The sequence below is a fragment of the Flavobacterium marginilacus genome (genome assembly GCF_026870155.1).
GTDB lineage: Bacteria > Bacteroidota > Bacteroidia > Flavobacteriales > Flavobacteriaceae > Flavobacterium > Flavobacterium marginilacus.
This window is the reverse complement of sequence record NZ_CP113975.1, coordinates 3,297,983-3,312,717: the sequence shown is the minus strand read 5'-3', so window position 1 is coordinate 3,312,717 and position 14,735 is coordinate 3,297,983. Positions and strand designations below refer to the sequence as shown.

General features: G+C 33.5%; 10 protein-coding genes. 7 read left to right on the top strand and 3 right to left on the bottom strand.

What is annotated here, in order from left to right; translation table 11 throughout:
• Nucleotides 1-3: 3 nt before the first annotated feature.
• Complete coding sequence (locus tag OZP07_RS13760) at nucleotides 4-507, bottom strand: T9SS type A sorting domain-containing protein (RefSeq protein WP_281635547.1); 504 nt, start codon at nucleotides 505-507, stop codon at nucleotides 4-6.
• A gap of 707 nt (nucleotides 508-1,214) precedes the next feature.
• Here OZP07_RS13760 and xseB point away from each other — a divergent pair.
• The 3 genes from xseB (at nucleotide 1,215) to nagB (ending at nucleotide 6,192) form a co-directional block, all read left to right on the top strand.
• On the top strand, nucleotides 1,215-1,457 hold the full coding sequence (gene xseB, locus OZP07_RS13755; protein WP_281635546.1) for an exodeoxyribonuclease VII small subunit: 243 nt from the start codon (nucleotides 1,215-1,217) through the stop codon (nucleotides 1,455-1,457).
• Nucleotides 1,458-1,954: 497 nt separating this feature from the next.
• Nucleotides 1,955-4,051 (top strand): alpha-L-fucosidase, encoded by a 2,097-nt coding sequence (locus OZP07_RS13750; RefSeq protein WP_281635545.1) that lies wholly within the window; start codon nucleotides 1,955-1,957, stop codon nucleotides 4,049-4,051.
• A 227-nt stretch (nucleotides 4,052-4,278) separates the two neighbouring features.
• Nucleotides 4,279-6,192 (top strand): glucosamine-6-phosphate deaminase, encoded by a 1,914-nt coding sequence (nagB, locus tag OZP07_RS13745; protein ID WP_194642626.1) that lies wholly within the window; start codon nucleotides 4,279-4,281, stop codon nucleotides 6,190-6,192.
• A 272-nt stretch (nucleotides 6,193-6,464) separates the two neighbouring features.
• Here nagB and OZP07_RS13740 read toward each other — a convergent pair whose 3' ends face one another.
• Both OZP07_RS13740 and OZP07_RS13735 read right to left on the bottom strand, forming a co-directional pair.
• Nucleotides 6,465-7,178 (bottom strand): LytR/AlgR family response regulator transcription factor, encoded by a 714-nt coding sequence (locus OZP07_RS13740; RefSeq protein ID WP_194642625.1) that lies wholly within the window; start codon nucleotides 7,176-7,178, stop codon nucleotides 6,465-6,467.
• 68 nt (nucleotides 7,179-7,246) lie between these two features.
• Nucleotides 7,247-8,305, bottom strand: a complete 1,059-nt coding sequence (locus OZP07_RS13735; protein WP_281635544.1) for a sensor histidine kinase — start codon at nucleotides 8,303-8,305, stop codon at nucleotides 7,247-7,249.
• Nucleotides 8,306-8,426: 121 nt separating this feature from the next.
• Here OZP07_RS13735 and OZP07_RS13730 point away from each other — a divergent pair, with 121 nt between their 5' ends.
• The 4 genes from OZP07_RS13730 to OZP07_RS13715 all read left to right on the top strand — a co-directional run bounded on the left by OZP07_RS13730 (nucleotide 8,427) and on the right by OZP07_RS13715 (nucleotide 14,734).
• Nucleotides 8,427-10,676 (top strand): GH92 family glycosyl hydrolase, encoded by a 2,250-nt coding sequence (locus OZP07_RS13730; RefSeq protein ID WP_281635543.1) that lies wholly within the window; start codon nucleotides 8,427-8,429, stop codon nucleotides 10,674-10,676.
• 107 nt (nucleotides 10,677-10,783) lie between these two features.
• Nucleotides 10,784-12,661 (top strand): sodium:solute symporter family protein, encoded by a 1,878-nt coding sequence (locus OZP07_RS13725; RefSeq protein WP_281635542.1) that lies wholly within the window; start codon nucleotides 10,784-10,786, stop codon nucleotides 12,659-12,661.
• Nucleotides 12,662-12,693: 32 nt separating this feature from the next.
• The gene (locus OZP07_RS13720; protein WP_194642621.1) at nucleotides 12,694-13,659 is read left to right on the top strand and encodes a glycoside hydrolase family 130 protein; all 966 of its coding nucleotides are present in this window, start codon (nucleotides 12,694-12,696) and stop codon (nucleotides 13,657-13,659) included.
• A 7-nt stretch (nucleotides 13,660-13,666) separates the two neighbouring features.
• Nucleotides 13,667-14,734 (top strand): carbohydrate-binding family 9-like protein, encoded by a 1,068-nt coding sequence (locus OZP07_RS13715; protein WP_281635541.1) that lies wholly within the window; start codon nucleotides 13,667-13,669, stop codon nucleotides 14,732-14,734.
• The last annotated feature ends 1 nt before the right edge of the window (nucleotide 14,735 follow it).

Below are 14,735 nucleotides of genomic sequence, written 5' to 3'. Positions count from 1 at the left end.
ATATTATTGCTTTATAATTTTAATAGATTTTTGTTCATTGTTGCTATAAAATAATACTACAGCGTAAATGCCTGTTGGATAGGATTGAAAAGGAATATTTTCAGCATTTTCTTTTTCAAGGTTGGAATATGATTTCACTAATTGACCGTTTAGGTTATAGACCTGTATTGAAGTTACGGTATTGCTGTTTATAAGTTCCCATTTGAGATATAATTCTTCTTTTACGGGATTAGGATAATAAGAAATAACATCTTCAGGGAAGAATTTTTGCATATCTTCAGGAACTAAAGCTTCTATTTCCTTGGGTTTAGTATCGGATTTTTTAGCTGTGCATCCACTTATACAAAGTTTACGGATTATTTGATTCCCTGCTGTATCGTAGCTAAATGTAATTAATTGAGCATGACATAGAATACCAGTTAAGAGTAATAATAATGTAAAGTATTTATTCATAAGTAGTTTTTTAGATACATTAATTTGTATTAATTTTTCTTTTAAAATTTTCATAAAAAGAATTCTACAACATTATTATATTTTAGTTGAAGATACAATACCTGCTTTTAGTGATTTTGACCATAAGTTCTTTTGTTATGAAACTCTTTAACATGAAGCATTTATACAACAAAAAAGATTCATAGCACCATCCTACATTTGTTTATTTTCTTCCAATTCTCATTATAACCACTATCCCTCAATCGTTCATAAAATTTTCATCTAAGAAAATCCTTTCTACTTCCTAATTAGGAAATAATGAGTTTGGAATAGAATTGAAATTACAGTTGAGAAAAGTATACTGCTCAAAAGATAGAGTTCAAACATTAGTTGATTTCTAATAACATTTTAAAATTTGTAGTGCATTTATTATACTCACAGAATTGTTAAAAGAAAATTTAAAACGATATGATGTCAAGAACTATCCAAACACTAAAATTCTTATTAATAGAATATCGTTTTTATTACTTAAGCATTGCATTGCTATTGGTTTAAAAACATGCAGCAATCAATATCAAAAAAGCAAAAGAGGCGATTTAGGGTACTATATTTCAATTATCAAGATGATGGCTCCTGAAAACATTTTAAAAAAGGATATGCAATTGTTAAGGTCAATAATAAAATAACGAGCAATCCCCGCGACATAAAAAATGTAAGAGATATTGGTATTATACTTTCCGATACAATTATTAAAACAACCGTTAAACAAAAAACATTCTACGATGGAAAAGATAAAACTAACTTATGAAGAGGCTTATAAAGAGCTGGCTCTAATTGCTTCTGAGATCGAAAACGAAACAATTTCTGTAGATATATTTACCATTAAGGTAAAAAGAGCATCGGATTTAATCACTTTTTGCCAAACTAAGCTCAAATCGACAGAAGCTGAAGGAAACAAAATTATTGCTCAAATGGAAATTCAAATCAGTAATAATCTTAGAAATAAAAATAAGGCTATTTCTTAATCACTTAATAAGATTGCTCTGGATCATTAAAAAAACTGGGAAAATGACAATAATTTCAAAATTAAATCACATCATTTCTTTCTCATCGTTTAATTCTAATCCTTCAGATTTTTTTAAAAAAAAAGTTAAATTTTTAGTCTTAATTATTTATTATTCAGTCAATTATGCTTATATTTTAATGCTTTGAGTTTAAGATAATTGTATCCTAATAGAGAGGTGTCAGTCGAGGTGTCACTTAAAATAAAATGCTTTTCGAAGTATTGATTTTATTGATGTCTTTTATAGTAGACAAATCCCTCTTTAAAACTCTATCACTATTTTTTGACAGCTTTCAATAAATAGATGTTAGCTGTTTCAAATGAAGTTTTTTTTTCGAAAAATTATTCCAAAACCCTCCGTAAATAGCTGTTGGTCGAAATAGTATGAATGGGTATGTTAATTAAGTTTAAATTTATTGTTTTAATTAGCTAACTAATAAAATATTAATTAGAACCTTGATGAAAAACATTTTTCTATTGCTGAGTTTTTTTAGCGTTGTACAATCAATCTATTGTCAGGAATTGGCAAAAGCTCCAGCACCTTGTTATCCTGTACCCACGCAAAAACAAATGGATTGGCAGGAAATGGAATTCTATGCTTTTGTCCATTTCTCATTAAATACATTTACGAATAAAGAGTGGGGCTATGGCGACGAATCTCCCGAATTGTTTAATCCTACAGCTTTGGATGCACGCCAATGGGCGCGTATAGCTAAGGAATCAGGGATGAAAGGAATTATATTAGTTGCCAAACATCACGATGGTTTTTGTTTATGGCCATCTGCTTACACTGAACGTTCTGTGAAAAATTCTCCTTGGAAGAATGGTAAAGGCGATGTGGTAAAGGAACTAGCCGAAGCCTGCCGGGAATACAATCTGAAATTAGGATTGTACCTTTCGCCTTGGGACAGAAATAATCCGGATTATGGTAATCCAAAATATATTACTTATTTCCGAAATCAGTTAACGGAGTTACTGACCAATTATGGAGATGTTTTCGAAATGTGGTTTGATGGTGCAAATGGCGGTGATGGTTATTATGGCGGTGCAGACGAAACTAGAAAAATAAATACACTTGAATATTATAATTGGGACGAAACCTATAAGCTGATTTATAGACTTGCACCAAAAACACTTGTCTGGGGAGTTGGTCCATCAGAAGCGCGGTGGATAGGAAATGAAGAAGGACGGGCGAATACTACCAATTGGTCACTTTTGCGCCAAAAAGATGAATTGGCAGGAAAAGTACATTATACCGAGTTTATGTCTGGACATGAAGACGGCGAAAAATGGGTGCCAGGCGAGGCCGATGTTTCAATCAGACCCGGCTGGTTTTACCATGCTGTTGAGGATGATAAAGTACGTTCTTTGGATGAATTGGTAGATATTTATTATGAATCAGTTGGCCGTAATGCGACACTTTTGCTTAATCTGCCTGTTGACAGGAGAGGTTTGGTGAACGAAAATGATGAGGAAAGATTGAAAGAATTGGTTGCTGTTATAAAAACTGATTTTAATAAAGAACTTTTAGCAGGTTCTAAAGTTAGTGCTGATAATGTTAGAGGAAATGATAATAAATTTGGTCCTAAAAATACAATTGATAATGATAAAAATACGTATTGGGCTGCAGATGATAATGTGAAAGAAGCTTCTATAGAATTTGAATTTGAAAAACCTACAGCAATTAACCGCATCCTGATTCAGGAATATATAAAGCTGGGACAACGGGTTAAAGCATTTAATGTTGAGGTCAAAACTAACGGAAAATGGGAGACAATCGCCAATGAAACAACTATTGGCTATAAAAGAATTTTAAGAACAAAAAGAGTTCTTGCAGATGCACTTAAAATTAACATTACAGCGGCAAAGGCAAGTGTAGTTATTTCCAATATTCAAGCTTATAATGCACCAACTTTCGTTCGCATTCCAACGATACAAAGAGATAAAAAGGGTGAAGTTACTATAAAAGCTGAAGAGGGAAATAGTATTTATTATACTGTTGATGGGAGTGTACCATCCGAAAAAAGTATTTTATACAAAGGAGCTTTTGCCTATAATAAAGCTTTTACACTCAAGGCAATTGCCAGAAACACTAAAGAAAATATAAGCAGTGCTGTAAAAACCGCAAAGTATGGAGTATCCAAAGAAAAATGGAAAATCATTGCGGTTTCCAGCGGCGATTTAAAAACAGCAGACCGGATTATTGATGGTAATCCAGATACAGATTGGAGTTTTGGCGGAGACGCAAATAAGCTTCCGCAGCAGCTAAGTATCGATATGGGAGCTGTTCGTAAAATAACTGGTTTTACTTATGTGCCTCAGCAAGTGGGTAATAATCTTAATTTGATATCTAATTATGAATTTTATACCAGTACAGATAATGTGAAATGGATAAAACAATCACAAGGTGAATTTTCAAACATTAAAAATAATCCAATAGAACAAGTGAAAACGTTTAGTAAAGTTACTGCCCGATATCTGCGTTTTGTCGCTTTGGCAGCAGTAGGAAAAGGGCAGGTGGTTTCCATTGGAGAAATAAATGTTATTGAAGAGTAAATAAACAATTATCCATTAAGGATTACTAATAACTCTGAAAATAAGTGCTTTGCTAAATAAAAACGGATCGTTAAATTAATTAATTACGAAACGGGTAAAAGCAAAAAATAATTTTAAGTTTCTAATAATGTCTTTTGCCGAAGTTCACGGGTTATTAGTCGAATATTTATTTTTTTTGAATAATAGATACATAATTTTATCTTAATAAATTAAATGAATAACCAGAAATGATTAGAGAAGGTATAAATTTTAAAGAGGCTGGAAAGTTTGAAGAAACACGTTTTGAGAAAATTCACAATGTAATTTTCGATTCATCGCAAGAAGCTTCATTATTAGTGGCACAAGAAATTGCAAATTTAATTCAGAGAAAAGAAGAGTTAAATGAACCATGTGTTTTGGGATTAGCAACAGGATCTTCGCCAGTAAAAGTGTATGAAGAACTTGTTAGAATGCATAAAGAGGAAGGTTTAAGTTTTAAAAATGTAGTAACCTTCAACTTAGATGAATATTATCCTATGGATAGTACTAACATTCAGAGTTATTATTATTTTATGCATGAGCATCTTTTTAATCATGTAAATATACTTCCTGAAAATGTAAATATTCCAAACGGAAAAGTCAGTAATGAGGAGCTGCAGCAATATTGCATTGATTATGAAATGAAGATTAAGTCTTATGGCGGATTAGATTTTCAGCTTTTAGGAATCGGAAGGACAGGTCATATCGGTTTTAATGAGCCAGGATCTCACATAAATTCAGGAACTCGCAGTATTACATTAGACCACTTGACGCGTATGGATGCTGCATCTTCTTTTTTAGGTATCGATAATGTACCTAGAAAAGCAATCACGATGGGTATTGATACTGTTCGAAATGCTAAAAGGATTGTTCTTCTTGGCTGGGGCGTCAGTAAGGCATCAATTATAAAAAAAACCATAGAGGGCGAAATTACTTCTCAAGTGCCGGCAAGTTATCTGCAGGAACATAAAAACACAACTTTTGTCCTGGATAGTGAAGCGTCTTCGGAACTGACAAGAGTAAAAACGCCATGGCTGGTTAAGTTATGTGTATGGACTGAGGAATTAAAACTCAAAGCCGTTGTATGGCTGAGCGAGTTAACAAATAAGCCTTTTCTTAAATTAACGGACAAAGATTATAACGATCACGGTATGTCGAGCCTTTTGACAGAAGAAGGGACTGCTTATGATTTGAATATTAAAATGTTTAATAAAATGCAGCAGACTATTACGGGCTGGCCAGGAGGAAAACCAAATGCTGATGATACTTACAGACCAGAACGTTCTGCTCCGGCAAGAAAAAGAGTCATCATTTTTAGTCCACATCCGGATGATGATGTTATTTCGATGGGAGGAACTTTTGACAGGCTTGTAGAGCAGGGACATGATGTGCATGTTGCTTATCAGACATCAGGTAATATTGCAGTTTCTAACGAAGAAGCTTTAAAATTTGCTGAAATTTCAAGAGCACTAAATGTAAATGCAGCAGAATCAGAAAATATTATAAACCTGATAAAGAACGGTCCTAGTAATAATATTGATGCATTAGAGGTTAGAAAATTAAAAGGATTAATAAGAAGGAGCGAGTCTCTTGCAGCTACAAGATATTTAGGTCTTGCTGATTCGAATGTTCATTTTTTGAACCTTCCTTTTTATGAAACGGGAACAGTTAAGAAAAATAATCTTACAGATGCAGATATCGATATTATGTGTACTCTTATTGATACTATAAAACCGCATCAAATATATGCCGCAGGAGATTTGGCTGATCCCCACGGTACTCATAAAGTTTGTCTGGATAGTTTGTTTGAAGCATTAAAGAGATTAAAATCGAATAGTTATATGGATGACTGCTGGGTTTGGCTGTACCGTGGTGCTTGGCACGAATGGGAATCGTATCAAATTGAGATGGCCGTCCCGATGAGCCCGGATCAGGTACTTAAAAAACGTCATGCCATTTTTTATCACCAGACTCAAAAAGACGGTGTTATGTTTCAAGGGGATGATAATAGAGAATTTTGGGTACGTGTTGAAGACAGAAACCGCTTAACAGCAAAGAAATACCATGATTTAGGATTAGCAGATTACTCAGCAATTGAGGCATTTAAAAGATATTATTTTTAGTTTGTTAGTTAGCTAATAATAATTTTGGTTAGTTACGTTTTTTTTTTCTTTGAAAATGCAGTCTTGATCCGGCTGCATTTTCTATTTTATGATTCTTTATTTTTTTAAAGATTATATGACTATCCTTAACTAAATACCAAACAGATCGAATTAGCTACAGATTAAAAAGATTTACACAGATTTTTTTAAAAAAAAGTAATGAAATCTGTGAGAATCTGTGTAATCAGTGGCGAAAAAAATACATGGTATTATTTGCGGACAGTCATAAAAAATTATATCGAAGTATTTAAGATTATTTGTTTTACTTCATCAATATAAGATCTTCCAATAACGTATCTGATGCCTTCTATTTCGATACTGTTTCCTTCCACAGCATCAATTTTATCAATGGCTATCGTGTAAGATCGATGGATTCGTATAAAATCTTTTTCGGGTAATAAGCTGGTGAAGTCTGATAGGGTACTGTGTATGATGTATTTACCTGTTAAGGTGTTTATTTTTAAATAGTCTTTTAAGCTTTCGATAACTAAAATTTCATTTAACAGTATTTTCTTCATTCTCTTCTTGTCAATTTTAACAAAAATAAAAGGGTTTTCTTTACTGTTTTCCGAAGCAATTTTTGGGATATTGCTGAGTCTTTTGTTAATCTTATTTACAGTTTTCATCAGCCTAGGGAATTCGATGGGTTTTACTAAATAGTCTAACACATCTAATTCATAAGTTTCTATAGCAAATTGGCTATAGGCACTGGTAATAACTAGTAAAGGATGATTTTCTAAACTTTTAATAAAATTAATACCATCCAGAACAGGCATATTTATATCTAAAAAAATTACATCTACTGAATTTTCTTTTAAGTAATTTAATCCTTCGATTGAGTTCCTAAAAGTGTTTATTACTTCAAAATTTTCAATATGTTCCAAATGGTTTTTAATAATATTAATAGCCAATGGCTCATCGTCAATAATTACACAAGTTGTTTTCATTTCTTTTATTATTAATTTCCTGGTAGATTATTAGAGGGGGAATTCAGGAAAAAGGCGTTTATTATGAATTATACCACCTTAATTACAAGCTTCACAGCAAAAATATCCTTTTTATTTTTAAATGAAAGCGTATAATCGCTTTTATTATACCCCAATTCAAGTCTTTTTTTGACATTTTCGATTCCTATCCCACTTGACTTGTTAAAATTATCTGCATGCATGGTAACTTCGGGTTTTGGGTTTGAAATTGAAAAATAAAGATGTTCTTCTTTGACCTTGAAACTAATATCAATTTTTACTTTTCCGGTGTTTTTGTTGACTCCATGCTTGAATGCATTCTCAATAAAAGTCAATAATATGACGGGAGCAATTTTCTTGTTGTGTATGTCTCCAGAAATAGACATGTTTATCTCCAGACGCTCGTCATTTCTAATCCGCTCCAGATCCAGATAGTTTTGAATGCAGAGTATTTCGTTTGCTAACGTTTGTCTCTTCGTTTTAGTTTCATACAGCATATAACGCATTAATTCCGCAAGTTTAAGAACAATTTTTGGAGTTTTATTCGACTTTTCAACGGATAAAGAATAAATATTGTTAAGGGTATTGAAAAAAAAGTGCGGTGAAATTTGAGATTTTAAGAAAAGTAATTCAGTTTCTAATTGCGTTTTTTGAAGATCAGTGGCTCTTTTTTGTTCTTTTAATAAATCAAAAGTAATCTTAATAGCTGTAACAAAGGTGATTACATATAATTCCCCCATCATCATGTCAATAGTATAATTGAGCGTTAGTTTATCTATTGTTTCAGGTCCTTCGGGCCAGACTTCATGGGTTATAAAAAGATAGGTCATATTAAATTTTACAATTACCATAATAAATATGGCAGATAAAATAGAAATAACATACAAAGCATATTTTTTCTGATAAACCAAATATGGCATAAGTATCAAAATATTCAGATAACATAATGTCATGTGAATGGGGAAGCCTAATAAATTTGTTTTTAAAGAATAAACATAATCATTGAAATAACTTCCCCAGCGAAAGGTGTTAAAGATGAAATAAGTTAACCAAAATATAATATGGTAGCGCAATGGTATTCTATATAATTTGCCTGTATTTAAAATCATGATACATATAGTGTTTTGTGACTTTTTTTGATGTTTATCTAAGTTTATGTGTTGTCCGTCTAAATTTGTTTTAATAAAAAGTAAATTTATTTAAATTTAAAATTAAATTAAGAATATTTATATGAGGAATTTTACTTTGTTTGTTTTATGTATAATTTTTGCTACAAGTTGCAAGATAAAATTAGAAAAAAATAACCGTAATGAAGCTTTTCTTGTCGATAATGTAAATCCTTTTATTGGTACTGGTGGTCACGGACATACCTACCCAGGGGCAACAGTTCCTTTTGGGATGCTTCAGGTAAGTCCAGATAACGGAGTGTCAAACTGGGATTGGTGTTCAGGATATCATTATTCAGATTCTATTATTTCAGGGTTCAGCCATTTGCATTTAAGCGGCACTGGAATTGGTGATTTGGCAGATATACTAATTATGCCAATTAATAAAAAAGTAGATCTAACAACAAAAGCAGCTACCAGAGATTTACTTCCTTATAAATCAGCTTACAGCCATCTTAACGAAAAATCAAAACCTGGCTATTATCAGGTTTATTTGAAAGATCCTAAAATTAACGTGGAGTTAACTGCCTCGCTGCGCACCGCTTTTCATAAATATACTTACGCTGAAAGTGACAGGCAATCAGTAGTAATTGATCTTGGTTTTGCAATTAACTGGGACAAAGCCTTAAAAACTGCTATTACAATTGAAGATAAATACACGGTAAGCGGTTATCGATATAGTACAGGCTGGGCAAAAAACCAGAAAGTGTTTTTTGTGGCTAAATTTTCAAAAGCAATTTCAGAATCAACGGTAACTGCTGATAAAAAAATAGTTTCAGGCAATAAAGCAGAAGGAGAAAATACGGCGGTACAATTGTTTTTTGATACAGAAAAAAGTGATGAACTTTACGTAAAAGTAGCATTATCATCTGTAAGTGCAGAAAATGCAAAAGATAATCTGGATTCGGAAAGTTCTGATTTTGAAACAGCAAAATCTAAATCGGCTGCTGTTTGGAACGATGCTTTGAGTAAAATAACTGTCGAAACTCCCGTTGATTCTCTTAAAACAATATTTTATACTGCTTTGTATCATGCTCAATTAGCACCTGTTACGTACAATGATAAAAACGGACAGTTTCGAAAAGAGAATGACGAAATCAGTACTGCAAAAAACTACACTGCGTATTCCACTTTATCACTTTGGGATACTTTTAGAGCCGAAAATCCTTTATTGACATTATTGGCTCCAGACAAAACTTCGGATATGGTAAACTCCATGTTAGCGTATTATGATGCAAAAAAAATATTGCCAGTCTGGACACTATATGCCAACGAAACTAATACCATGACAGGTTATCATTCGATTCCTGTAATTGCAGATGCGTATCTAAAAGGCATTAAAGGTTTTGATGCTGAGAAGGCATACCAAGCTATGAAAACCACGATGATGCAGGATGAACGCGGCTTGAATCTTTACAAGCAATTTGGCTACATTCCCTATAATTTATTGGATGAATCAGTTACTATTACTCTTGAGTATGCTTATGATGACTGGTGTGTGGCACAAATGGCAAAAGCATTAGGAAAAAATGAGGATTATCAATTTTTTATAAAACGTTCTAAAGCATATCAGTATCTATTTGATCCAGCAACCGGATTTATGAGAGGAAAATCGGAAGACGGGAAATCTTGGAATGAACCATTCGATCCTAAACATTCCAACCACAGAGAACATACTGATTATACTGAAGGAAATGCTTGGCAGCACAGCTGGTTTGTACCGCAAAATGTTGAAGATTTTATTTCGCTTCACGGTAGTAATGAAATTTTCACCAAACGTTTAGAGCAGTTATTTACGGAAAGTTCTGAGATTACAGGAAGCAATGTTTCTGCCGATATTTCGGGATTGATTGGCCAATATGCACATGGAAACGAGCCAAGTCATCATATTGCTTACATGTTCAATAGAGCCCATGAGCCTTGGAGAACGCAATATTGGGTACATCATATTTTAGATACACAATACAATACAACACCAAACGGATTGAGCGGGAATGAAGATTGTGGCCAGATGTCAGCTTGGTATGTTTTCAGCTCATTAGGGTTTTATCCGATGAATCCAGCTTCGGGCGAATATGAGATAGGAAGCCCAATATTCGAAAAAGCAGCACTTCATCTTCAAGGCGGAAAAAGTTTTATAATCGAAGCAGAAAATGTTTCCAATAAAAATTTTTACATCCAATCGGCAACCTTGAACGGTATTTCCTTCAATAAAACCTTTATCACACATCAGCAAATTTTACAAGGAGGTATTCTGCATTTTGTAATGGGAGCTGCCCCTAATAAAAACTGGGGATCAAAAGGGAAGAAGTAAGCAGTTTACAGTGGGCAGAAAGCAGTTTTCACTAAGCAGTAACAACTAGGGACTGAGGACTAATAACTAAGGACTAAACAAAAACTAACTAATAAAAACTAAAATTAATGGATATTATTGACGTATCAATCATCGTGATTTATATTCTGCTTTCGGTAGGAATAGGAATCTGGATTTCAAGAAAAGCATCAAAAGGGTTAGATGATTATTTCCTTGGCGGGAAAACAATCAAATGGTATTTCTTAGGTCTAAGCAACGGATCAGGAATGTTTGATGTTTCGGGAACTTCCTGGATGATTGGAGTACTGTTTTTGTATGGTGTAAAAAGTTTCATGTTTATGTGGCTCTGGCCCATTTGGAATCAGATTTTTGTGATGATGTTTCTGGCTGTCTGGATTAGAAGATCCAAAGTAATGACAGGCTCTGAATGGATTTTAACTCGTTTTGGGAGTGACCGAGCAGGAAAAGCATCCCATATTATAGTAGCAATTTTTGCTATCATTTCGACCATTGGTTTTATCGCTTACTTTTTTGAAGGAATCGGAAAATTTATAACCATAATTCTTCCTTGGGATTTATCGCTTCATTATGGTGATTTGCTGCTATTGACATCAGAACGTTCTTATGCTTTGATAATTATATTTTTAACTACAATTTATACGGTTAAAGGGGGAATGTTTTCAGTCGTTGCAACAGAAGTTGTGCAATATTTAATCATGATTATTGCAGGGGTTCTTATTGCAGGTTACGCTTTTATTAACTATTCGCAGCTTGAGATTAATTCGGTTATTACTGAGGAATGGAAAAATGTCTTTTTCGGATGGCAGTTCGAAACCCAGTGGAGTGAAAAATTTCAAACCTTCAATCATTTAATTGATTCTGAAGGTTACAAAATGTTTGGTGCTTTTATCGGGATGACTTTATTCAAAGGATTTTTTGCCAGTGTTGCGGGACCTACGCCAAGTTATGATTTACAGAGAATTCTTTCTACTAAATCGGTAAAAGAAGCGGCATATATGAGCGGGTTTACTAATTTAATATTGTTTATTCCCAGATATTTATTGATCACAGGAATTGTGGTAATTGCCTTGATGAATTTAGCGCCAGAATTGAATGCCAATTCAGGTTTAACCGGCGCTGACTTAGAACTATTAATGCCAAAAGTTGTTAATTTATATATCCCAGTCGGAATCAAAGGAATTTTATTAGCAGGTTTATTAGCTGCATTTATGTCTGGATTCTCTGCTTTTGTAAATGCAGGACCAGCCTATATTGTAAATGATATTTATAAAAAATACTTTAAACCTGTTGCAACAAATGCACATTATATCAAAGTAAGTCAGATCTCTTCTTTTATTGTTGTTGGTCTGGGTGTTTTTATGGGCTTCTTTGCAGATTCTATTAACTCTTTAACGCTTTGGATTACCAGTGCATTATACGGAGGTTATGTGGCTGCCAATTTCTTAAAATGGATTTGGTGGCGTTTTAACGGATGGGGGTATTTTTGGGGAATGTTCGCCGGATTGATTGTGGCTTCCTTACAATTTGCTTTAGGCCAGGCCAAAGGAAGTTTATCCGAAGAATCTTTTTTATACGAATTAGCGCAAGTGCAGGCAATTTATTTGTTTCCAATAATATTTGGTTTCTCTATTTTAGGTTGTCTTTTAGGAACTTTCTTTAGCAAACCAACAGATATTGAAGTCTTAAAATCTTTTTACACTAACGTGAGACCTTGGGGCTGGTGGAGTCCAGTATATAAAACATTAAAATTAGAAGATAATTCTTTTCAAAAAAATAATGATTTTTATAAAGATATGCTCAATTGTGTCATTGGAATTGTATGGCAGTCGAGTATGATCCTGCTTCCGATTTTCTTCATTATTAAAGATTATCCAAAAGCAATTGCTGCATTAATCGTGTTTTTGGCTACGACCGTTACTTTAAAATTTACTTGGTTAGACAGAGTTCGTAAAATAGAAGATTAAAAAATAAAAACATAAATTTAAAATAAAGTAAAATGAGTACTATTCCTTGGCAAGACAGACCCGAAAACAGTAATGATGTAATGTGGAGATATTCTGAAAATCCTATTATTGACAGATACGCAATTCCTTCATCAAACAGTATTTTTAATAGTGCTGTAGTACCTTTTGGAGATGGATTTGCAGGCGTTTTCAGATGTGATAACAAAGCAGTACAAATGAATATTTTTGCTGGTTTTAGTAAAAATGGTATCGATTGGGACATTAATCATGAACCCATTGTAATGCAGTCTGGGAATACCGAAATGATTGAATCGGCATATAAATATGATCCTCGTGTAGTTTTTATAGAAGATCGTTATTGGATCACCTGGTGTAATGGGTACAACGGACCAACAATTGGTATTGGTTATACTTTTGACTTTAAAGAATTTTTTCAATGTGAAAATGCTTTTTTACCTTTCAACAGAAATGGAGTTTTATTTCCACAAAAAATAAACGGAAAATATGCCATGTTAAGCCGTCCTAGTGATAATGGACATACGCCTTTTGGAGATATCTGGATTAGTTACAGCCCGGACATGAAATATTGGGGAGAACACAGATTGGTAATGAAACCAAGCCCATTTGAGCAAAGTGCCTGGCAGTGTACCAAAGTGGGGGCAGGACCAATTCCTATTTTAACTGAAGAAGGCTGGTTAATGATCTACCATGGTGTTATTAATACCTGCAACGGTTTCCGTTATGCAATGGGAGCAGCTTTATTAGAAACAGACGCACCAGATCAGGTAAAATACAGAACTCAGCCTTACTTATTAGGACCTGCAGAGACTTATGAAATGGTTGGGGATGTACCTAATGTAGTATTTCCTTGTGCTGCCTTGCACGATACAAAAGAAGATAAATTAGCCGTATATTATGGTGCCGCAGATACCGTCGTTGCAATGGCATTTGGTAAACTAAGCGAAGTAATACAATTTACAAAAGATAACAGTTTATAAAAAGAGCATGCATTTAAAAATTCAATGGTTAGCAATTGCTTTAGGGCTTATTTCGATAATTGGTTATTCACAATCAAAGAACCGAATTACTCCTAAAACGTATACAGCATCTAAAACGGAGAATTCAATTGTAATTGATGGAGACGAGTCTGATGCGGCTTGGAACAAAGCGGCTTGGACAGCTCTTTTTACAGATATCGAGGGTGTTGAGAAACCCAAATATGGAACAAAAGTGAAAATGCTCTGGGATGATACCAATTTTTATATACTAGCGAAACTTGATGAGCCTGATGTATGGGCAAATTTGAAACAACGTGATACGATTATCTTTTACAACAATGATTTTGAGGTTTTTATTGATCCGGACAGCGATACTTTTAACTATTATGAATTAGAAATAAATGCATTAAATACAGCTTGGGATCTTTTTTTATCAAAACCTTACCGTGAAAATGATAATGTTGTTTTGAATGACTGGAATATTCCAGGTCTAAAATCGGCAGTAAAAATCAATGGAACGCTTAATAACCCAAACGACAGAGATGAAGGCTGGGTATTAGAAATGGCGATTCCCTGGGCATCCTATAAAACTTCTTATTTTGACAAAAATGTACCTGTAGATAAGTTTTGGAGAGTAAATTTTTCGAGAGTAAACTGGCAGCACACGGTAATAGACAAAGGTTACGAACGTAAGAAAGGTACTGATGGAAAATTTTTGCCAGAGTACAACTGGGTCTGGTCACCAATGGGAGTCATCAATATGCATGAACCCGAAAAATGGGGGTATGTTTATTTCTCTTCGAAAGAAGCTGATAATAGTTTTGTAATTCCAAAGGATGAAAAAGTAAAATGGGAATTATACGCACTTTACAGATTGCAAAAAGAATATTATCAAAAGCATAAAACATGGGCTAAGTCTATTGCAGATCTCACTAAAGAAGGGATTAGTATTGATAATAGAGTTTTAAAACCAATACTCGAAAATCATGCAGCAGGATATAATATTTCAGTAAAAAGTCCTTTTAGTAATACAAAGTACATTATTAAAGAAGATGGTAAAATTATAACGAATTAAA